The following is a 22,787-nucleotide window of genomic DNA, read 5'->3' on the forward strand; positions in this document are numbered from 1 at the left end:
AAAGACTAAAAACTCAAGATTCACACTGATTTTAAGAACGGAACCTTTGCGCTAATTATGTTTTCTCGTGTCGCCTTACTAATGCTTACCTTGCTACTTGGCTTGAGCCAAAATGCTTGGGCTCAACCCGAGGTCGACTGGGTACACGTGGACAAGTCGATCCGCAAGATGTACTTAAAGTCGGGCGATGAAGTGGTCAAAGAGTATCGCATCGCCTTGGGCAGTAAACCCAAAGGGCACAAACGCAAGGAAGGTGACCAACGCACCCCAGAAGGCTGGTACACACTGGATTACAAGAAGGAAGACTCCTACTACTATCGCTCCTTTCACATCGATTACCCCAACGCCAAAGACCGACGCATCGCCAAAGCTTTGGGAGTCAGTCCTGGTGGTCGAGTGATGATCCACGGCCAAAAGCCGATAGAGGCGGGATTCTCGCCATTAGCACAAAACTTTGATTGGACGAATGGCTGTATCGCAGTGACCAACGACGAAATGGACGAAGTCATGTCGCTGGTCAAAGAAGGCACGCCGATTTTTATTGAGTGGTAACTTCGAATTGAGCTTTCAGTTTGGACTGGCTTAGCTCAAACGCTTCTTTTATCAGGTCTTGCAATGCTTCAGCGTCGAATTTCGCCAAGAAGAAATCGGCCCCCACTTTTTGAGTCATGGCAGTGTTAAACACCCCGCTTAAACTCGAGTGCATCACTACGGTCAACTCGCGCAGCTCTTGAGTACTTTTGACTTTACTGGTCAGGGTGTAGCCGTCCATTACCGGCATCTCGATGTCGGTTATCATTAGCGCGTATTGCTGCTGAACTTCCAGACCATCCGCCACTAGCTGTTGTAAGTGCAGCAAGGCCTCTTTGCCGTTGGCAAACTCAATCGCTTTAAAGCCCAGTGATTCAACCGTCCGAGTCACTTGGCGACGCGCGATACGCGAATCATCAACGACCAGAATCTTGTCATCACGTTGAACTTGATTCGCATCGACTTTGGGTCGATTGCGGCGCTCGCCATCAATCACACTCAGGATTTTTTCCACATCTAAAATGCCAACCTTGCTGCCCTCGACGTTAGCGTAGGCGGTGAGTAGACCGGATTGTTGGTAGCGAGTCGGCGGCGGCTCGCACTCGTTCCAATCGAGGGTCACTGTGTGCTGCACCGAATCCACCAAAAAGGCCAGCGCCCTTTGGTTGAATTCGGTCACGATCAGCATCGGCTGTTCACTTTGGCTATCGCCCATGCCAATCGCTTTGTGCGTATTAATCACTGGGAGCGCTTCACCGCGAATAGAGGCTAAGCCCAATAGGTGAGGATGCATGTGCGGAGCACGGCGTACTTCGGTGAGTCGAACGATTTCTCGGACTTTAAAGACGTTGATACCAAAGGTCTGTTGATTGACCTTAAACACCAACATTTCGAAACGGTTTTTCCCCGCGAGACTGGTACGCTGATCTACTTTGGCGTGAAACACGGCAGATCCTTCTTTTGCCTGGCCGAAAGCCATTGGAATGTTTGCGCGCTCAGTATACTGTCAAAGGGCAGCGACACCAAGACGACTGGATATCTCGGTTATCGGCAGCCGTCCGCCAAGGTTTACCCTTATAACTGCCAGCCGGTGCCCATCTTGATATAAACCACAGTTTCTTCTGGGCCGCGCGCGACATCGATGCCCGAGTGGATCCCCAATTTACGCGCTAGGTTGTAGCGAAAACCAAGGCCTCCGGCAAAGCGCGCTTTTTGCGACTGATTCACCGACGCCGCATCGCCGTTGGCAAAGGCTCGTCCGACGCCGCCAAAGGCCACTAGGCTATAGCGGGAGTGAAACTGCCAGCGCAAATAGCCCTCACCCATCGCCGCACTGTCACCTTGATAGCGCAGCGCGGGAATACCGGGCAGCTCAATGTATGGCAACTCCCAAAACGGTGGCGAACCGTCAGCGCGACGGTAATCCAGACGAACGCCGGCATACAGAGTTTCGTTTAACGGTTTGTAGTAAAAGCTGCGAAAGCGAAACTTGCTGTAGTTAAAATCACTACCGATGCTTTTGTTGTACCACTTGTATTCCGCCTGAGCATCTAAACCCAAGGTCGGCCCAAATAGGTTATCCACATTGTCGTATTTAGCGATAACCCCAAGGCCTGAGGTGGTGAATCTATCCTGAATATTATCGTCTAACCCAGGAATACCTAACCCCAGATTAAACTTGAGGTCGTTCGACATCAGGGTGTGATTGGCACCGACAAACCACTTGGTATCGGCCAAGCGATACAAGAACTGGTGCAGCATGAAACCGCCCTTGATATTGAACTTCCAAGCTTGGTCGGTGGGGTCGTAAAAGGTGGTGTTGATATCCACTAAAAACAAGCCGCCCATGTAGCGATACTTGTCGTCAGCATAAGAGCCATAGTGACCACCACCGCCAATTTTGGTGCCGTTCTCGGTGGCGATAAAGGCTCCAAGGGAGACGCGCGGAGTGAGAAAATCGCCCTCTTGTCGCTCTTCACCTGTGGCTTCACGCTCCAGCCGCGCTTGCTTGTCTTTTTCGGCTTCGTGAAAGAAAACGGGGGCAAAACCCAAGCCATAACCAATAGCCGGCTCGGATATCACCACTGGCACGGGTAAGAATCCGTAGGCGTTGTTTAACAGCCAGTTACTGGCGTCTAGATAGCCGTCCTTCTTATCCAAAAATTGCTCAATAAAATCAGCGCTACTAGCACTGGGAGTCATCCCGGCAAGACATAGACTGGCAACTCCAGCGGCGAGTTTTCGCATGTGCGCTCCGTTGGTTAAGGATAAAAAGCCCTACATTCAACCTAAACGCTATATGTCAAAATGCAAACCGCATTCGCGTTTTAGCCCAAAAAAGCGGGTATCTTCTTCTAAATCACCGGGTTGCAGTGGTCTTGAGGTGTGAGTGTCGCCAATCGACACATAGCCTTGTTCCCACAGCGGATGGTAGGACAATTGATGTTCGGTGAGGTACTGATGCACCTGCCGATTGTCCCAATCGACAATCGGCAGAAGCTTAAAGCGTCCACCTTGCAGCGCTAGCACAGGTAACTGCTCGCGACTCTTGGCTTGCACTCGGCGAAGTCCTGCCACCCACACTTGCGCTTGATGCTCTTCTAGCGCGCGCTGCATGGGTTCAACCTTGTTGATTTGGTTGTACTTGGCCAAGCCCTCTTCGCCTTGAAGCCACAACTGGCCGTAACTGGCCTCCTGCCAGGCGGGTGAACGCTCGGCTCGATAAACTTGAAGGTTGAGCTGCAACTGCTCGGTTAGCTCATCGATAAAGCGATAGGTCTCTGGGAATAAATAGCCAGTGTCGGTCAGGATTACCGGCATATCCGCTTGCTGCTGCACGCTTAAGTGCAGCATCACCGCCGCCTGTACCCCAAAGCTTGAGGACAACACCATGGGGCCTGGCAGGTGCTCCGCCGCCCAAGCTAAGCGCTCGGCGGGCGTCATGGCCTCAAGCAACTGATTCGCGGGCGCTAACGCCTCGACTTGTTGTTGTGCCGATAACTCATTGAGCTCAGCTAAACTCGGTAGTGATGCCATGTTCAGTTCTCCCGATAACAACTAGCCGTGAAAGTCAGTAGCGGCTTGATACACAGGTGCCACCGCACCGCTGCGGATCACAAAGTCCCCAAAGGCTTCACCGGGATTGCGTTCGGCGGCGTATTGCGCCATTAGCGGGTCGAGATGCGCCAAAATGGCTTCTTCGGTCTCGTTCTCCAGCACCATTTTGTTAAGTCGTGTGCCCACGTGCGAGGCGCCCAAATACAGGTTGTAGCGCCCTTCCGCTTTGCCCACCAATCCAATCTCAGCGGCAAACGGTCGTGCACAGCCATTAGGACAGCCAGTAATACGCACCACAATCGGTTGCTCGGCCACCTGATGACGCGCTTGCAGAGCTTCCACTTGGGTCAGAAAATCTGGCAGATAACGCTCGGCCTCGGCCATTGCCAACGGGCAGGTAGGCAACGCCACACAGGCCATCGACTGACCACGGGTAGCACTTATCGACTTGCCGTATAAACCGTACTCTTGTGCCAATGCTTGAATCGCCTCTTTTTCGGACTCAGGCACATTCGCAATCATCAGGTTTTGACTGGAAGTCATGCGAAAATCGCCTTTGTGCACCTTGGCAATCGCGCGCAATCCGCTGCGCATTGGCAAGTCAGGCTTATCCACAATGCGGCCGTTCTCGAGATACAGCGTCAGGTGCCAGCTATCGCCTGTGCCCTTGTGCCAACCAAAGCGATCACCACGAGAGTCAAAATTCACCGGACGCGCTGGGCCAAACTTCACCCCTGCGCGACGCTCCACCTCGGCTTTAAAGTTATCTAAGCCTTTGTCTTCAATGGTGTACTTTAAACGCGCGCGTTTGCGGTCATGACGATTGCCCCAGTCTCTTTGAGTGGTGATCACCGCCTTGGCCACATCCATGGCTTGCTCGGGCTCAACAAAGCCCAATACGTCGGCCAAACGCGGGAAGGTATTCACATCACCATGGGTCGAGCCCATGCCACCGCCAACGCTGACGTTAAAGCCCGCCAGCTCATCACCATGAGCAATGGCGATAAAGCCTAAGTCATTGGTGTACACGTCCACATCGTTGTGCGGAGGGATAGCCACTGCGGTTTTAAATTTACGCGGCAAATAGGTATCACCGTACATGGGCTCTACTTCATCTTGTTGGTTAGAGAAAATCTTCTCTTTGTCCAACCAAATCTCGGCGTAGGCCTGAGTCTTAGGCAGTAAGTCTTCCGACAAGCGCACCGCCCAAGGGTACACCTGCTGGTGCAAGCTCGACTGTAACGGATTGGGGTTACACATGACGTTGCGATTCACATCACCACAAGCTGCGATAGAGTCCAACCCGGCTTTATCCAATCCCTGAATCAAGGCCTTGATATTGCGCTTGGCAATGCCGTGATATTGAAAGGTCTGACGGGTGGTCAGTCGTATGCTGTGATACGAAGTCAGCTCAGCGGCAATGTCATCTAGCGCCAACCACTGCTCGGGCGTGCACACACCACCGGGTACGCGGGCCCGCAGCATAAAGGAGTAATGGGGCTCAAGCTTTTGCGCTTGGCGCTCGGCGCGCTCGTCACGGTCGTCTTGCTGATAGAAGCCGTGAAACTTAATCATTTGTTGGTCAGACTCGTTAAACGAGCCGGTGACACCGTCCGCTAGACCGTGCTCAATACTGCCGCGCAAATGACGACTCTTGGTTTTCATGCCTTCGTTGGCCGCCAACGGGCGTTGAGACTCTTGTTTATCCGCCATTAGTAAACGTCCTTTTGATAACGGCGCGCTTGGCGCAGTTCATCCAAATAATCCAATGCTTGTTCTTCGTCTTTGCCGCCTTGGGTTTGAATCACCCACAAAAGCGCGCTTTCCACATCTTTCGCCATGCGTTGCGCATCACCGCAAACGTATATATGCGCGCCTTTTTGCAACCAGCTCCATACCTCGGCGCTGTGCTGCTCGATGCGATGCTGCACATACACTTTCTCGGTTTGGTCTCGGGAGAAGGCCAGGCTGATGCGCTCCAGCACGCCTTGCTTTAAGTACTGTTGCCACTCGGTTTGATACAAGAAGTCTTGCTCAAAGTTGGGATTGCCAAAGAACAGCCAGCTGTTTCCCTTAATACCTTGAGCTTCACGGGCCTGCATAAAGGCGCGAAACGGCGCGATACCTGTGCCCGGGCCAATCATTAGCACGGGTGCGTTTGGATCATCGGGTAGTTTGAAGTGGCTATTAGGCTCAATAAACACCTTCACTTTCTGGCTCTCGTCCACGCGCTCGGCCAGGTAGTTGGAGGCCAATCCCAAACGCGGATCGCTCGACTTGCCATTGGTGAGTTGCGCCACGCACAAGTGCACTTCTTGCTCCACTGCCGCTTGCGATGAGGCAATCGAGTACAAACGCGGAGTCAATGGACGCAAGTTATCCACCAACTGTTGCGCGCTGACCTTGGCCGGGAACTGAGCAAAGATATCGCGCCATTGGCGCTGCTCAAGGTAAGCGTTTAGATAACGAGAGTCCTGAAGACGCACTCTTAATTCAGCAGCGTTGGCAAGTTCAGCCCATGCCGCCAACTGTGGCGGGGTAATTAGGGTGAGTTCGCGATGCCATTGAAGCGCTTGGGTTAATGAATAAGATTCTTGCTTAATTTCAACTGTCTCATCGCCGCTTAACTCTAGCGCCGATAAAATGGCTTGGATATTGTCTTCTCGGTTGGGAGCCCAAATACCTAGGCTATCGCCCTCTTGGTACGTCAGTCCCTCGGGCAGTTCAAGTTCGACGTGATAAATGTCCTTAACCGACTCGCGCCCGACAATCGCTTGAACCGCAATCACTTCGGCTTCCACTGGGCTATCGGCGTGATAACCCGCGGCTTGCGCTTCAGCGACCGGTGCCGCCGGTGCATTAAAGGCCACCACTTCGCCGCTAGGCGCAGGCGCTGCGTCTAACACACTGGCCAATTGCTCAAGCGACTCTTGCTGCCACTGAGCTGCGGGTTCTTCAAAGTCCAAATCACAGTCTTGGCGCTCGCGCACTCGTTTACCGCCAAGCTCAGCCAAGCGCTCATCCAGCTCTTTGCCGGTTTGACAGTAGAACTGATAACTGGAATCGCCCAAAGCCAGTACCGAATAATTGAGGTTTTCCAGTTTTGGCGCGCGCTTGCCCATAATAAATCGATGAAACGCAATGGCGTCGTCCGGTGGATCGCCCTCGCCATGGGTCGAAACCAACAACAACAGGGCTTGCTCTTGTTTGAGCGAGCGCGGGTTGTAATCCCCCATGGAGGTCACCTGCACCGCCATGCCCTGAGCCTGCGCCGCCGCGGCTGCTTGCTGGGCTAACTTTTTAGCGTTACCGGTTTGGCTGCCATATAAAATGGTTAATGTGGCGCTAGCCGCCGCTTGCGCAGCTGGAGCCACAGACGCTGCTGGGGCAACCGGCGCTGCCAATGCAGTCGCTCCAGCTGGCTGAGCCTGCGCTGACGCCGCCGATGTTGCAGCAAGGTAGCCGCTGATCCAAGCCTGCTGGGTCGGCGTTAGGCCTTCCACCAGTTGGGCTAGACTAGTTATCTGTTCTTGCCCTAAAGGCGAGGTCAATTGATTTAGTTCCTTTAAGCTCATAATGATTTTTCTCGAGCAGGGGACAGTCCCACGAAATCTGTGATTGGCTCACTTTACTCTCGGCTTTTCCAAACAGAAAAGAATAAAAGATGATTTTTTATTCGCTTTGGGAATATGAACAAAAAAGAATCAGGTGTCAGAATTAGCTTGCGCCAGCTCACATTTTTACCTACGCCAAGTGTGAATGCGGTCGCTTAATCAATTTCGAGTATTGAGATCTGTCTCAAAAAACGCAGAATGTCCGTGCAGCCGTCACTCATCTAAGCGCTTGAATATTAATCAATGCAAAGCCAGCCAATAACTGGCAAAGTGAAATAAAGGCACAAACCAAAGTCGGGGCCGCTGCAGACTGGCCCAGTACTCATCCATTAGAGGATACCCTCAGTGAAAATCGGTTTATTAAAAGAAATCAACGCCGGCGAAAAACGCGTCGCATTGCTTCCAGCAAATGTGGCGCGATTGAAGGAGAAAGGACTAGAAATTCTAGTCGAACAAGGTGCTGGCTTGGCTTCGGCCATTGCAGACAGCGACTACACAGAAGCGGGCGCTAGCCTGGTCAGTCGCGAGCAAGTGTTCGCCGACGCCGAGCTACTGCTCTCAGTCACCATCAAAGGCGACCAAGCCGAACAAATTGACGCTCAAATCCAATCTGGCCAATGGTTATTGGGCATGATGGACCCACTCGCGCAAGCACAGCAAGTGGCCCAATACGCTGACAAGGGCGTCACCGCATTGGCGCTAGAGCTAGTGCCGCGTATTACCCGTGCTCAAAGCATGGACGTGCTGTCGTCAATGGCCACCATCGCCGGCTACAAAGCGGTATTAATCGCTGCCGAGCGCGCCCCTCGCCTATTCCCCATGATGATGACCGCAGCTGGTACGCTAAAACCGGCGCGCGTATTCGTAATGGGTGCTGGTGTGGCCGGTTTGCAAGCCTGTGCCACCGCTAAGCGCTTAGGCGCCGTGGTTGAGGCCTACGACATTCGTCCTGCGGCTCGCGAACAGATTCTGTCTGTGGGTGCTCGTCCGGTTGAGCTCAACATTGAAGACAGCGCTACCGAATCCAAAGGCGGTTACGCCACCGAGCAAAGCGATGACTTTATCGCTCGCCAACAAGCGGCGATGGCCGATGTACTGGCACAGCAGGACGTGGTTATCACCACAGCCGCAATCCCAGGCCGCCCAGCGCCTAAGCTGATTACCGCTGAAATGGTTAAAGGCATGAAGCCAGGCACTGTGATTGTTGATTTGGCCGCTGAGACCGGCGGGAACTGTGAGCTGACTCAACTGGATGTGGAAGTGGTAGAAAACGGCGTGACCATTATTGGCCCGTCAAACATGCCAAGCATGGCCGCGACTCACGCCTCGCAGATGTTTGCCACCAACATTGAGAATCTTTTAAACCTGATGGTGAACGAAGGCCAAGTGACCTTGGACTTTGAAGACGAAATCCTAAAAGACACCACTGTCAGCCATGAAGGACAAATTATCAGCCCGCGTCTGCGCGACGTACTGGGTCTAGATAAGCCAACTGAGGAGTCAGAATAATGGAACTGCTTTTATTGCTAACCCTTTTTGTGGTCGCCATTTTCTTGGGCGTAGAGCTTATCACTAAGGTGCCACCTACTCTGCACACCCCGCTGATGTCAGGCTCAAACGCCATTTCAGGTATCACCCTAGTGGGTGCCCTGCTGGCCGCCGGTAGCGATGCTAATCCGACCTTGGTAACCATCTTCGGTTTCATTGCTGTGGTGCTGGCCACCATTAACGTTATCGGTGGGTACATGGTGACCAACCGCATGCTAGCCATGTTTAAAAGGAAGTAAGCCCACATGCAAATTGAACTGATTTACCTTGCTTACCTGGTCGCTGCGGTACTCTTCATTCTGGGTATTAAGGGCCTGACTAAGCCTCGCACCGCGGTTCGCGGTAACCAACTGTCCGCTTTGGGTATGCTGGTCGCGGTAGTAGTGACCTTGTTTGACCAAAACGTTTTGAGCTATCAGTGGATCATTGCCGGTATCGTCACCGGTGGTGTGATTGGCTCGCTGATGGCCACTAAAGTACAAATGACGGCGATGCCGCAAATGGTGGCGGTGCTTAACGGTTTTGGTGGTGGCGCCTCGCTGTTTGTGGCATTGGCCAACTTTCACATGGGTACCGACGGCACAGTGGCTATGGTGTCGATTGCGGCCACTGTGCTGATTGGCTCAGTGACCCTATCGGGCTCATTCGTGGCCTTTGCCAAGCTGCAAGAGCTGATTTCTGGCAACCCGATTGCGGTACCTGGCAACAAAATCCTAAATGCCGTTTTGCTGATTGCAGCACTGGTTCTTGGCGGCATGCTAGTGGCTGACCCGAGCAATGGCACCCTGATTTTGGCTCTGGTTGTGGTGGCCTTGCTGCTGGGCTTGGTGTTGGTCGTGCCAATTGGTGGTGCTGATATGCCAGTGGTTATCGCCCTGTTGAACTCTTACTCAGGGATTGCCGCGGCAACCGCAGGTTTCATTACCAACAACACGGTACTGATTGTCTCTGGTTCGCTGGTCGGTGCCTCTGGTCTGATTCTGACTAGCATCATGTGTAAAGCCATGAACCGCAGCCTGACCAATGTGCTATTTGGTGTGATGGGCGAAGTGGGCGAGTCGGTCGATGCCGATGAAGTCTACGCGGGCAAAGTGAAGTCCTCTTCACCAGAAGAAGTGGCCATGTTGCTAGAAACCGCTGAGCGCGTAGTGATTGTTCCAGGTTATGGTCTGGCCATGGCACAAGCGCAGCACGCGGTACGCGAACTGGCTAACGTACTGGAAGAGCGTGGCACCAATGTCCAATACGCCATTCACCCAGTAGCCGGTCGTATGCCTGGGCACATGAACGTATTGCTGGCGGAAGCCGAAGTGCCATATGAGCAACTGGTAGAAATGGACGCGATTAACCCACAGTTCGAGCAAACCGACGTGGCTATTGTGATTGGTGCCAACGATGTTACCAACCCAATGGCTCGTGAAGACAAGGGCTCGCCAATCTACGGCATGCCGATTTTGAATGTGGATAAGGCCCGCACTGTAGTGGTCGTTAAACGTTCGTTAAGCCCGGGCTTTGCCGGCTTACCTAACCCATTGTTTGCCAAAGACAACGCACTGATGCTATTTGGCGACGGTAAGAAAGCGATTGTCGACCTGTCCACCAGTTTGAAAGAAGCTGACTAGCTAACTCACTGAGTTATCAGCGTAAAAAACCGAAGCCCTTGGCTTCGGTTTTTTTGTTCCTCACAACCTGTAACGCTTTTTAGCAAAGATTTGGAAGTGTTTCACAATTCTTTGTCATCAGGGCTTTTAATTGAAAACTAAATCAGCGAATATTGCATTTACCTGCAAAGGGTAGGCGGTATTATAGTACCGTTGCAGATAACATAATTATAACAAAGAGATTCCAATGACAGCGATTATCAAGAGAGAGCTGAGCAAAGGCATTTGGTCGATTGTGGCCGAACATTGCCAAGTTTCAGAATTTGAAATCCGCAAGCAGTTGCATAAGGAAGGCTTCAACATTCTGTCGACCACCTTTGATGAAAACAACAATCTCATCATTGTGGCCAATACAGTGACCCATCCAGAGGGTACTTTCTCCAAAATTGAATTGGGCAATGGCAACATCGCCGTACTATTGGATTTGGAGCAAGCGCTGGAGATCGATGCGCGAACCATGCTTGAGGAAGAAGGGCTTAAGGTGCTTTCAGCCACCTTGGACAACGACAATCAAACCATGATCATGATTGCCCGTCCTCGCAACCAACAACCCATTAGCTTGGGCCTAACCCCGGATATCACGCGAATCGCTTCGCAGATGAACTAGAGTCCTCGTCGGACTTAAGGGTTATATGAATCGGCGCCTTGCCAGCCACTGGTTGGCGGCGCTCGCTCCCATCAAAGCGGTAATTGTCGGCGCGACGTACTCGCCGAACTCCTTTCTGCGCCAACTCAAATACTGATTGCTCTGCTTAGGCGTCTTGCCGCTAAACTCTGCTCGAAACAAAAAGGCCAACTCGTTGAGCTGCAAGCCCTGCAAAGGTGCAGCGCTTTGCATCACCTTTTGTACAAATTGGTCATAGGGCCAACTGGCGACCTGTTGCGCAGTGAATTGCTCAACCACCAAAGCTAAATAAGGCACGGTCCAGTGGGTTAAGTCGCGCTTGCGACTCATCATAGCCAGATTGCGTCGATTAATTTGCGCCTGAATACTGCTCCAGCTAGCCTCGATTGCAGCCATTTTCCAGGCCAGATACAAGTCGGCGTAGACCTCTTGGCGATAGCGCTTGGCTTGCCAATCATGGGTGGATATTTGCTCTGGTAGAGGCAGCCACTGCTCGGGGATGGCTTGTGCGTGCAGATGACCCAGCTCGTGCAGTCGCACCAGTTGGGCTTCGTTTTCCACTTGGTAGTTGTGCCAGCCCGAATGCAAAAACTGGCTAAATCTTTGGTTTTGGTGCGGGTTAGCCAGCAGCACCACACCCACGAGTTCTGGATGGTCAAACACATAACTGACCGCTTGGCGCATGCCAAGTGACTCAGGAAAATCCGGTTCAGCTTGGTAAAAAGCCTGGCGAAGTTCAGAAGGTAGCTGTGCGATGCATTGTTGCGCCTGGTGTAGCTCGCACACCAGGCTTTGCTTAGCGCCCACCGGCAGCCACTGCACCGCAGCGGCTAGCGCCAAGGCCGCTAGAGACACTTACTGCCCCTTTTCGATGATTTGCTCGATGATGGCCGAGGTAGAACAGCCGTCCTCAAAGCCCAAGACTTTGACTTCACCGCCGTTAGCCATTACCTCTTTGGCGCCGGCGATTTGATCAACCTTGTAATCGCCACCTTTGACTAAAATGTCGGGCAGCAGCTCGCTGATCACTCGCTGAGGCGTGTCTTCAGAGAATGGGATCACCCAGTCCACCGAGCCCAAGCCGTCAAGTACAGCCATGCGTCGGCCAACCGGGTTCACCGGGCGGCCATCACCCTTGAGGCGACGCACTGAGTCGTCGTCGTTGACCGCAACAATGAGGCGGTCGCCCAAGGCTTTGGCTTGCTGTAAATAGCTCACATGACCTGCGTGCAAAATATCAAAGCAGCCATTGGTCATCACCACTCGCTCGCCGCGCTGTTTTGCCGCTTTAATCGCTTGACGCATTTGAGCTTGTGAGACCACCCCAAAACCGCCTTCGCCGTGGCTAATAGCCAGTGCTTCGGCCAATTCCACATGACTGACTGTCGAGGTACCCACTTTACCAACCACAACCCCAGCGGCGGCATTCGCCAGCGCACAGGCGTCTTTCAAACTCGCACCTGAGGCCAAGGAGGCTGCTAAGGTAGCAACCACAGTGTCACCAGCACCGGTGACATCAAACACTTCTTTGGCTTGAGTGGCGATGTGGAACGCTGGCTGGTCGGCTTGCAGCAAAGTCATACCGTTTTCGCTACGAGTCACCAGCAGGGCTTTAAGCTCTAGCTCGGCCAGCAGCGCCTGACCTTTGGCGTACAAGTCGCGCTCGCCGGTGACCTTACCCACCACGGCCTCGAATTCGCTCATGTTTGGCGTGAGCAAGCTGGCACCGCGGTAGCGAGCAAAGTCAGTGCCCTTAGGGTCAACCACCACCTCTACCCCTTTGGCTTTGGCGGCCTTGATCAGGGTTTGCGGTGAGGCCAGTGTGCCCTTGGCATAATCAGACAATACCAATACGGACACAGAGTCTAAGCGCTCGGCCCAATGGGCCATCAGATCTTGTGCAGCAGACTGAGCAAAGGCGTCTTCAAAGTCCAAACGCAACAATTGCTGGTTGGCGGACAAAATGCGGAGTTTAGTGATAGTCGGGGCATCGCTCACTGCGGTTAGCGCAGATTTAACCCCTAGGGCTTCGATACCGACTTTCAGTGCGGTGGCGGCTTCGTCTTCGCCCACCAAGCCCGCGAGGCTGACTTCACCACCAAGGGCTGCCACGTTAAAGGCCACGTTAGCCGCGCCACCAGGACGGTCTTCCAACTGCTCGACCTTGACCACGGGCACAGGTGCTTCTGGCGAGATACGAGAAGTGGGCCCAACCCAGTAGCGGTCGAGCATGACGTCGCCAAGGACCAGAACCTTGGCTTGTTCAAATGGAGGCAACGCAGTCATCATGGTGTTATTTATTCATTTGCTTTGTGATGTTGGCAATTGTACCTAAAAGCACAAAAGAATTAAGCTATCATGGCTCCCAAAACAGCACAGCCGGAAAACAATAAGTGATAACCCAAGCTAAATTTCAGTCTCAATTCCTACATCCTAAATACTGGCCCATGTGGTTTGGTACGCTTATTTTGCGTCTGACCCAGCTGTTGCCCATGCGCTGGCAGATGAAGATTGGCGCGGGTTTAGGACGCTTGGTCTACCGCTTTTTGAAAAAACGAGTGCACATTGCTCGACGCAACCTAGAGCTGTGTTTTCCAGAAAAAAGCGAGCAAGAGCGTGAAGCTTTGGTGCTGCGAAACTTTGAAGAAACCGGCAAAGCTGTGTTCGATAGCATCAACGCCTGGTGGTGGAGCGATGCAAAAGTCCAAAAGCATAGTGAGATTCTCGGCTTTGAGAACCTGCAAACCTGTCTCGACAATGGTCAGGGCGTCATTTTGTTCGCGGTGCACGCGCTGCCACTAGAAATGGGCGCTCGAGTGTACGGCCAACGCGGCACTGGGGTGGGTGTTTACCGCCCTCACAACAACCCTTTGATGGAATACTTCCAGGTTAACGGCCGCATGAAATCCGCCACCAGCCTGGTGCCAAAGCGGGAAGTGCGCCAGATGGTAAAAGCCCTGCGCCGCCCAGATGTTATTTGGTACACAGCCGATCAGGATTTTGGCCGCTCAACCGCGGTGTTTATTCCGCTATTTGCCCATCAGGAAGCCGCCACTATTACCGGCGCCACTGCTTTGGCCAAAATGGGACGAGCGAAAGTGCTGCCTTTCTTCATTGAGCGCAATGCCGATGATTCGGGGTACCTGTTGGATATTGGCGAGCCGCTAGAGGACTTTCCTGGCGAGAGTGAAGTGGACGACGCCATTCGCGGCAACAAGATTGTGGAGCAACTGATTTCGCGCAATCCAGCTCAGTATATGTGGCTGCACCGCCGCTTTAAGACCCGTCCAAATGAGGATGACCCGTCGCTTTATTAGCGCTTTAACTCCTCTCCTCACAAGGTGGCAACCGCCGAGTAGCGTGGGTGTTACTCCGTTCACGCGCGGACCCACTTTTATCCGAAACTGATCCGAAAGCAAACCGAATAACAAAGCCCACTAACATAGTGGGCTTCGAGTTGTCGATAGGCTGTAATTAGCTAACGCATATTTCTAACGAGAAAAGCGTCTTATTGTAGGGTTTACCCTGCAACCCTTCCTCCGTAAGCGTGTCAGAATCAATAGAGCTACCGATAGCCAAGCGGATAGCGCGCCACCACCTGATTCTTTTTTGGGCTCAGGCTCTGGCTCAGGTTCAGGCTTCGGCTCAGGCTCTGGCTTCGGCTCTGGTTCTGGCTTCGGCTCTGGTTCTGGCTTCGGCTCTGGTTCTGGCTTCGGCTCTGGTTCTGGCTTCGGCTCTGGTTCTGGCTTCGGCTCTGGTTCTGGCTTCGGCTCTGGTTCTGGCTTCGGCTCTGGTTCTGGCTTCGGTTCTGGTTCAGGCTTTGGCTCAGGTTTAGGCTCTGGCTCAGGTTCCTCTTCACGGATAAACAAGGGTGCCTGCAATCGAATCGTTGGCTTAAGATCAGCACCATCATGCACCCCATCACCATCGGAGTCACTAGCAATTTGTACGCTAGACTCCAACCGTACGGGCGAGAAAACACTGCCATCGGAATCTGGAATTAGACGACCAGATTGACTAGCTCCCCATAACCACACACCACCGCTGTTATCCTGAGCTACGGTGACCAACAAACCGGCATCGACGGCAACCCAGTTACAGAAGTAACTAACGCAGCCGTCGTCAACTAATCTTGGCTCCAAAGCGTAGGAGTCCATGCCAATTCCTAGCTGACCTTCCGCTCCCTTACCCCAAGCCCATATTTTCCCATCAAGGGAGCGAGCAAATGAGGATTCTCCTGCAGCGCTGATAGACACCCATAAATGACTCTGGCCGACCTGCCGTGGCTCAAATTCATGGCCATAATCGTCGGCATATTGACTGCCCCAACGCCACAAACTTCCGTCAGCCTTTAGGGCAACAGAGTGCGCCTGACCAGCAGCAATCGCTACCCATTGCTCCCCCGCATCTAGCGGTGTTAGCTGATTGGCGTCTGCAACATCACCTGTACCCAATTGGCCAAAGTCATTCAAACCAATTGCAAACAGCTCGCCTGATTGAGCTAAAGCGAGGAGATGATTGTCTCCAACAGCAACTTGGGCGAAGTCATATGCGAGCTCTTGAGAGACCAATTTGCCGCCGAAGGATTTCCCAGCCAGCGAACCAGATAACCATAAACGACCGTCGGCCGTAAGTGCCGCTGTAAAGCCCTTACCATTAGCCATTTGCAACCATTGTTGCTCATCATCGATTAGCTCAAACGACAGACTTGGTGTTAGTTCCCATAATCCACCATAAACGTCGATTAAATTGAGATTCTCACCATCACTGCTCAGCGAGCGCCAAATCGACTCGGATACCACCTTACGCATCTCAACATTAGGATCTCCACCGTATTCACCCAATAGATACAAGGCACCGTTTTGATCTAGCATAGCAACATACGAATCCCCAGAAGCCAGCCATTGGCCATTCAGTTCCGGCGTTAGGAACTGTTGATAATCCGACTCGTTGGGATTTGTTTCATCTGGGTCTACAAAATTAGCGACACCATCTCCATCCAGATCGGGGTCTTTACGATCTCCAACCCCGTTCCCGCTCGAGTCATGCCACTCATTTGGATCCAACGGAAAGGCATCGTTACCATCTTTCACGCCATCGCCGTCGCTGTCGCTGTTCGTTGGTATTGTGCCAGCTAGGTACTCTTCAAGATTGGATAACCCATCAGAGTCTGCATCCTTGTTAGCATCTTGGGAATCGAATGGATCTAGACCATACATCAACTCCCAATAGTCCGGCATACCGTCACCATCCACATCACTGGCCTCACGAGTGACTTCCATAGTGCTGTCACTAATAGCCGTTTCATTTAGCAGCATGTCGGTGAGTTTTAGTTGACTATCAATCGGTGTTTTGGGGCGTAACTTAAGCGTTAAAAAGACTCCGTTTTGCGTTAACGACTTAGAACTGGCTGTCGCCAACTTCAATTGGTTTTCATTCAGCCAATTCGACACCACGGTCCAGCTAGCTGCCTCATTGACCAAGTCGATGCTAATCAAATCCACAAGTTCGGAGTCTATTTCCACCAAGGCTTCAAAGGCTGAAACGTCCATGTCGTCCACAAAGACATACAGATCCAGCGCAACCAATCCGCCATCGATTTCACGACGGTTGTATAGTTTTGCACCGGCTAATAGCGTAGACGCGACCGTTGAAGAAGTGAGAGATGAACCCGAACTATCCCCCATCAAATAACCCGTGAAATCTTGATTAGGTTTATCTTGAGTTAGGTTGTTAAGGCTGATTTCGGGTGGCGAGAATTGCCAAACTGAAACGGTTCCTGGTAACGGTAAAGTAATCAAGCCTGCCGCGTGCTCTAACACCGAATTTGCTTCCATTGCGGAGATACGTCCATCGCCGTTAAGGTCAGCAGACTTAAAACCGTAGCCAGACAGCAAAGCTACACCCGAAATGTGCTGCAGCATCAAGGATGCATCGTATGCACTGATACCTTCTGCCTGATCCGTTTTATCTGCTCGCAAAACGTAGGAGCCTTGGCGCAATCCGGCATGAGAGTATTGCCCCGACTCGCTAGTAGTAGAAACACTAATACCGTTATTTAGCATAACGACAGCATCAACCAACGCGGAATTATCCAGCCAATGGCGCACATGGCCCGATATTGTATGGCCAGCGAGCAACTTCACTTGTCCAGAATAAGTTGCGGCGGTTATTGCGCCATCATTAAGAATTATATTATCTAACTCAATATTAGAAACCACTTCTTCCGTTCCAATGACGCTAAACTCCAGTTGAATCAGGTTACCGTCACCGCTGGCGCTACTACCCGCACTCGCAGCCGCAATACGAACCTTGCCTGAAACATCTTGATTGTCACTGATTGACCAAGAAGCAATCATGCTGCCCTTGCGGACGCTCTCTAGCTTCAAAATTTGTGGGTCGAAACTTACGTCCAGCTCGAGGGCTTTAAGTCCTGATACACCGGAAACTCGAACCGGCACATCTAACGCTTGACCAAAGCCCACTTCAAAGTCACCAATACCGGCTGTTACGTTATCGGCACTATAGGTATAAGCGCTCGGCTTACGAATTGACTTTCCGTCTGGATTTGTAACACTCACATCAACCGTCGCGGGATGATGGGCTGCGGAAATACAGGTTAATTCATAGGACGACACCCATTGAGGAGACTCGCACACCGAACTACCTAAATGAATGCTCGCATTCTCCTTAAAATTATACCCACTGATAGTGATGTTCGTCCCGCCGACAGATGGGCCGGTGACCGGCTCCACTATATTAACAACTGGAGCGTCATTCACTGATATAAAATGAGGCGTCGCAGCCCTTCCACTAAAGGCATATCCAGCGCCATCTGTGGCTTCGATGAAATACTCAACCCCAGGGGATTTCACTACCGAACCAGGAACGCTGGCCTGGTATTGTGAATTTTGTTGGCTGACCATGGCCACCGTTTGATAGGTCGCATCGTTCTTGGTGCGATAGTAAAGGGTTACACCTTGAACCCCGATATTGTCGGTTACCGTGGCTTTGACTAGCACGTTTCCACCAAAGCCTGCGTGGCTTATAGGCGTGTGACTGATCACCGGTAACACAGTATCAATAGGCGTTGCTGACGAAGTATTTGAAGCTTCTGACTCGCCAGCAGCTGAAACGACTTTGAAGTAGTAATAGTACTTTTGTCCGGGCTCAACGTTTTCGTCGCGATAGTTACGAGTTCCTTGGTCGAGCAAAGACTGATGGATACGCTGGAACCCATGTTCAGGGTTGGTAGACCGGTAGAGATTGAATCCATAGAAGGTGTCAAAGTCATCTTGAGACCAAGACAGGTCAACGAAGCCTTCCCCTCCACTGGCTTGGAGCGTTAGCGCCTCCAAGCCTGAGTTGTCGACTTGGAAGCGGAATCTGGCGTAGTCATTGCCAGATACTAACCAAGCGTCATCCGCGGCAACCGCGCCAGCAACGCGAACATATTGATAGCCGTCCGATGCAACGGGTGACACGAAAGCTTGACCTTTCCAAGTTCGCGCGTCAATCCAATCGCCAGTGACCGGAAAATCCGTATAGGGGTAATCAGGTCCAAAACTGGCTTTCGGTTGAATCTGGGTGTCCATATCGCGGTTGAACTTCACTTCCCAGCTCATGGTTTCAGCCGAGAATTTAGCATCCGTGCGCAACGTACCTTCACCATCCATCATCTGAACATCGACAACAAACGGGTAAGCAGATTCCGGAGCGGTTTCTAGGAAAGGCGTTACTTTCGCTAGGTTTTTGTTGAAGTCATTATGGTAATCGATCACAGATTGATCGATTAAGAACTTACTGGTTGTTCCCCAATAGTTATTACTGAAGTCTTCGTAACCTGCCTCGGTGCCATACTTGTTATTGGTTTGAATTCGCAGCCAAGTTTCAGGTTGCAAGTTCCAATTGCGGTTCAAAAAGGCGTTATTCACAAAGCTCGAGTTCTGGTCCAATTGATTTTCAACATAATCGCGGATCATACTTTGCAGTACCGTACGTCCTGGATCTTCGCTCAACTCCAATATGAATGACGTCGAAGATTGATTTGGATTCACTCGAACGTTTGCATACTCTGAGTCATATTCGGCCAGCCAGGCGTCTTTCCAAAGTTCAAAATCTACCGGCCTGTATTTACAGTCATGCTGATAGCCCGACTCACAGCTGCTTAACCACTGCGAACGCTTGTTTTCAAACCACTCCTCTTCGGAGTTAACATATCTACATTCATAGTGATCCGCCGCTTTACACTCTTCAAAAGAATCAAAACTAAATTGTGACAGCTGTTGATGCCAATAGACCACCAGATAATCAGCAGCAGCTTTTTCAAATCGTTGCTCCAACCATGCTCCATCTTCGCGTGATTCTGGATCAAATTCGCAATAGTTTGGATTTGCTGTTGAGCCATAGCAATTCAAATACGAATTTATAAAGTCGCCGAGTTTAGAATAGTAATAATCTAATAAAGGACGTGTTCCTGTAATTACCGCATGACTTGGATTAGACGTTCGTTGATTCCAGAGAACTTGACCTTGTAAGAAATCGAATAATGGCTCTTCGCCGTTCATCCATTTGTAATCACCCGAATCTTGTAAAACGTAACCAACACCAGCGTATAGATCATTCCCCTCCATACTATTACTGTTTAGATACATCCAATCAGATATCGCATCGAACTCTTGTGGAGACGATATAGTCGCAAGGTGCCCGGCAATGTCAGTGTGTTTTATCAGGTCAGCAACCGTATAAACATCGCCGCTGCCGAGTTTTACTTGGTAGTAGTATTTCCCCTCAAAATCCAGACGCTCTGAAACGCCTATATGAATATTTACAGACTTATTTGGACTGTAGAGTCGTGAAACATACTTACTGCCATTGGGCGCCTCATTGAAGTTTCCAAGGAAAACATTATTTGAACCTATTGTGCGTTCATTATAAACATCGGAATACGTATGCTCAGTATTAGTGATGTAACTATTTTCAACTATTGAGCCAGCCAATCCTGTAGGTAAGTTAAATGCTTCATACCCCCGATGTATCACCGAGTCAGAGTTGTACTCACTTGTATACCCAACATTTTTGAATCTACTTGAGTTCACCTCCTTACTATCTAGTACGAAACTGTAGCGGTCTTTCCAATATCCACCAGAATCTTTCTCGTAAACCAGGAGCCCTGACTTCACTCCTCTTCTAAATTCTGAGTGACTAATTTTATCAGTCTGACGCCCATCCAAATACAAGTTTGTCAAATGGGCATATTCAATTTCGACATCCTGAGCCTGCTGAGCTTTTATATAAACCATTCGGTTCGGATATAAAGCTGATGGTGTTAATTCAACAGGCCGTTCAACACTACCCTCTACTTTCAGAGAACCTTCAACTTGCAGGTAACTGTTCTGAAAAACAGCGTAAGCGTCATCTGGTTGACTGGCCCAGAATTGAACTTGAGCACCTGGGCCTACTTTTAAGGTGGTGCCTTTTTCGATCAGAACGGGCTTGTCAATGATATATAGGGCGCGGTCGTCGAGTGTAATCACACCATCCACTACCCCGTCAGTATCCAGATCTCCACCGGGCGTGCCGGGTAGGTCACCGGATAGGATTGAAGGCAGCTCAATGCCACGGCTTACCAACATATGAAACTCTGACTCGAATTCGTACGTGGCTGAGTCTTGTGGGTCTAAGCCATTGCTCGCTGAAAAGCGAACTTTGAAGTTGATTAAGTGGTTGTTGGGCGTATCCTCTGAGACTTTAAAAGTGAAAGGACTCGAAACGCCAGTGACAACCCCTTCGGCATCGTAGGTCAAGCCATTGTCGTCGTTGTTAAAGGTACCTACGGAATCGTAATTAATCGTGTCGTTAACCCACTCAATATAAGGGTCAACGCCAATTGCACCGTCCACTTCGGCCGATAGTGTCACCTGTACATTGTCAGCCTGCCCCCATTGATTTCGAATCACTACCGCTAGGTCTATGGTTTCACCAGCATCGACTTTGCCGTTGTGATTGTTTTCACCTGAAAGCTCTCTGTTATCCCACAAATAGTGTTCAAGATAACTCAGATTTGGCTTGGGTGTATTGGTCAAAGCCTGGTAGGCATCCACGCTAGAATGGAAAGAGGGAAACAGCATCAAATCGGTTTGATTACCCTGTTTTTTGACGCCCGTGGAAGCAACCTGGCCTGTAATGAAGCGAGAAGAATACTTTGCTTTGTCGTTAAAGCGGGTACGAGTAAGTGCAGCGATACCGGACACCACCGGAGCCGCCATCGACGTGCCATCCCATGCCGCGTAGCCACCGCCCGGTAAGGTCGAGAGAATATCGACACCAGGTGCCATCACCTCGTACTCTACCGAATCGTCGGCGACACAATCCCAATTAGAAAAGCTTGCTAAGTTGCTACCGGTTTTCGGATCTGGGAGTGGCGCCTCGGCCATAACGCCGATAACCCAAGGGTAGGCTGCTGGATAGATTCTTTGATTCCTAAATGGATCACAACTCGGGTCATTCGTTAACCCGTTGTTCCCTGCTGAGGCCACTAAAACCGCTTGACCAAACGCAACTGCAAGCGCATCTTGCTCCGCTTGCGAGGGGCTAGTGCCACCAAAAGACATGTTGATGATATCAGCGCCGTTCTGTACCGCGTAGTAGATACCTTCGGCGATATCTGCGGAAGTCAAAATCCCTGTATATTGAGCGGCCTTAATTGCCATGATCTTGACATTGGGCGCAACGCCAACACCACCTTCATTGTTGTTTTTCTTTGCCGCAATAATACCAGCCACATGAGTGCCGTGGCCGTGGTCGTCCATAGGATCACCGTGATGATCCCACTGAGAACCGAGGACAGAGACTCCGTGTATATCGTCCCTAAAACCGTTACCATCGTTATCGATTCCATCTCCGGCTACTTCGGATTGGTTAACCCACATATTCAGTCTAAGGTCGGGGTGGGTATAGTCCACACCCGAGTCGATCACTGCGACAACAATTTCTGGGTTACCGCCAGCAGGTAACTCGTTGCCCTCTAGCCATTGCCAAGCTTTTGCAACATTTGTGGAGTCCAAATGCCATTGTTCAGATACTCGCGGGTCGTTTGCTTCACTGACACTAGCCAAAACGCTCGCGTCAACGCTAGGCTGGCCGGTTAATTGGCGAACTTGTAGTTCCTCAACCAACTCGACATCTGGTCGTGATGCTAGCTGAGATATGACCATGTCTCGCTCGTCGGCATTGGCTAACTTCACTTTGTGCCAACGCTTTAGCTGGGCGAGCGCCTTCTGGCTTTGCACGGACACTGTCCCACTTTGCATCATGGTTGGTCGTGGCGTTCCTTCAAATAACGGCTCGGTTTCGAGACCATCAAAGACGTCTCCCAAAGACTGCGCACTAGCTTGCGAGGTTGAAATCGCTACGAAGCTTGATGGTGCTAACTTGACCAATAGCTCGTCGGAAACACAATCGTGCCCTTTGCATCGATTTATTTTTGATTCAATGTCTGATTGAGGAGAACCAATTGGCTCGAGCGATCGATATGGCCCACGAAAAGAAGTAATCTTTTGCAGCTCTGCCACATCTGGCAAACTTTGAAGAGCTTCAGAACCTAACGATTGTCGACTATGGTCGACGATATCCTCGCGTTGTGCCAAAGAGTTAGCCGACACAAAGATGGATGAGACAAGTAGTGCAGATGAGATTGCGTTGAGCGTCGCCTTTACAGCCATAATTCAGCTTCCTGCCAGAAAAAAGTCG

The 22,787-nt window shown here is 51.2% G+C and carries 14 protein-coding genes; 6 read left to right on the forward strand and 8 right to left on the reverse strand.

The window, feature by feature from the left end:
- Positions 1–57 precede the first annotated feature (57 nt).
- Positions 58–552, forward strand: coding sequence for a L,D-transpeptidase family protein (locus CLC93_RS09095; RefSeq protein ID WP_095505646.1), 495 nt, complete (start codon positions 58–60; stop codon positions 550–552).
- Here CLC93_RS09095 and CLC93_RS09100 read toward each other — a convergent pair.
- The 5 genes from CLC93_RS09100 to CLC93_RS09120 form a co-directional block, all read right to left on the reverse strand.
- Positions 539–1,477: a chemotaxis protein gene (locus tag CLC93_RS09100; protein WP_169902930.1), complete on the reverse strand. Its 939-nt coding sequence runs from the start codon at positions 1,475–1,477 to the stop codon at positions 539–541. The genes CLC93_RS09095 and CLC93_RS09100 overlap by 14 nt on opposite strands.
- Positions 1,478–1,605: 128 nt before the next feature.
- Positions 1,606–2,778 carry a BamA/TamA family outer membrane protein gene (locus CLC93_RS09105; protein WP_141237371.1) on the reverse strand — a complete coding sequence of 391 codons (1,173 nt, stop codon included), beginning with the start codon at positions 2,776–2,778 and terminating at the stop codon, positions 1,606–1,608.
- A 48-nt stretch (positions 2,779–2,826) separates the two neighbouring features.
- A complete protein-coding gene (locus CLC93_RS09110) occupies positions 2,827–3,567 on the reverse strand; it encodes a phosphoadenylyl-sulfate reductase (RefSeq protein WP_095505649.1) in 741 nt (246 codons plus the stop codon).
- Between the two features lie 21 nt (positions 3,568–3,588).
- Positions 3,589–5,301: an assimilatory sulfite reductase (NADPH) hemoprotein subunit gene (gene cysI, locus CLC93_RS09115; protein WP_095505650.1), complete on the reverse strand. Its 1,713-nt coding sequence runs from the start codon at positions 5,299–5,301 to the stop codon at positions 3,589–3,591.
- A complete protein-coding gene (locus CLC93_RS09120; protein ID WP_095505651.1) occupies positions 5,301–7,163 on the reverse strand; it encodes an assimilatory sulfite reductase (NADPH) flavoprotein subunit in 1,863 nt (620 codons plus the stop codon). The genes cysI and CLC93_RS09120 overlap by 1 nt, the downstream gene beginning before the upstream one ends.
- A 384-nt stretch (positions 7,164–7,547) precedes the next feature.
- Here CLC93_RS09120 and CLC93_RS09125 point away from each other — a divergent pair, with 384 nt between their 5' ends.
- From CLC93_RS09125 to CLC93_RS09140, 4 genes are all read left to right on the forward strand, one after another.
- Positions 7,548–8,711, forward strand: coding sequence for a Re/Si-specific NAD(P)(+) transhydrogenase subunit alpha (locus CLC93_RS09125; RefSeq protein WP_095505652.1), 1,164 nt, complete (start codon positions 7,548–7,550; stop codon positions 8,709–8,711).
- Positions 8,711–8,989 carry an NAD(P) transhydrogenase subunit alpha part 2 gene (locus CLC93_RS09130; protein WP_095505653.1) on the forward strand — a complete coding sequence of 93 codons (279 nt, stop codon included), beginning with the start codon at positions 8,711–8,713 and terminating at the stop codon, positions 8,987–8,989. Before CLC93_RS09125 ends, CLC93_RS09130 begins: the two co-directional genes overlap by 1 nt.
- 6 nt (positions 8,990–8,995) lie before the next feature.
- Positions 8,996–10,372, forward strand: coding sequence for an NAD(P)(+) transhydrogenase (Re/Si-specific) subunit beta (locus CLC93_RS09135; RefSeq protein WP_095505654.1), 1,377 nt, complete (start codon positions 8,996–8,998; stop codon positions 10,370–10,372).
- A 226-nt stretch (positions 10,373–10,598) separates the two neighbouring features.
- Positions 10,599–11,018 carry a hypothetical protein gene (locus tag CLC93_RS09140; protein ID WP_095505655.1) on the forward strand — a complete coding sequence of 140 codons (420 nt, stop codon included), beginning with the start codon at positions 10,599–10,601 and terminating at the stop codon, positions 11,016–11,018.
- Between the two features lie 21 nt (positions 11,019–11,039).
- Here CLC93_RS09140 and CLC93_RS09145 read toward each other — a convergent pair whose 3' ends face one another.
- Both CLC93_RS09145 and hldE read right to left on the reverse strand, forming a co-directional pair.
- On the reverse strand, positions 11,040–11,891 hold the full coding sequence (locus CLC93_RS09145; RefSeq protein WP_095505656.1) for a hypothetical protein: 852 nt from the start codon (positions 11,889–11,891) through the stop codon (positions 11,040–11,042).
- Positions 11,892–13,325: a bifunctional D-glycero-beta-D-manno-heptose-7-phosphate kinase/D-glycero-beta-D-manno-heptose 1-phosphate adenylyltransferase HldE gene (gene hldE, locus CLC93_RS09150; RefSeq protein ID WP_095505657.1), complete on the reverse strand. Its 1,434-nt coding sequence runs from the start codon at positions 13,323–13,325 to the stop codon at positions 11,892–11,894.
- Positions 13,326–13,429: 104 nt separating this feature from the next.
- On the opposite strand from hldE, the gene lpxL reads away from it, so the two are divergent.
- Positions 13,430–14,353 carry an LpxL/LpxP family Kdo(2)-lipid IV(A) lauroyl/palmitoleoyl acyltransferase gene (lpxL, locus tag CLC93_RS09155; protein ID WP_095505658.1) on the forward strand — a complete coding sequence of 308 codons (924 nt, stop codon included), beginning with the start codon at positions 13,430–13,432 and terminating at the stop codon, positions 14,351–14,353.
- Positions 14,354–14,527: 174 nt separating this feature from the next.
- Here lpxL and CLC93_RS09160 read toward each other — a convergent pair whose 3' ends face one another.
- Complete coding sequence (locus CLC93_RS09160) at positions 14,528–22,759, reverse strand: S8 family serine peptidase (RefSeq protein WP_095505659.1); 8,232 nt, start codon at positions 22,757–22,759, stop codon at positions 14,528–14,530.
- Positions 22,760–22,787: the final 28 nt, after the last annotated feature.

This window comes from Paraferrimonas sedimenticola (assembly GCF_002282855.1).
GTDB lineage: Bacteria > Pseudomonadota > Gammaproteobacteria > Enterobacterales > Shewanellaceae > Paraferrimonas > Paraferrimonas sedimenticola.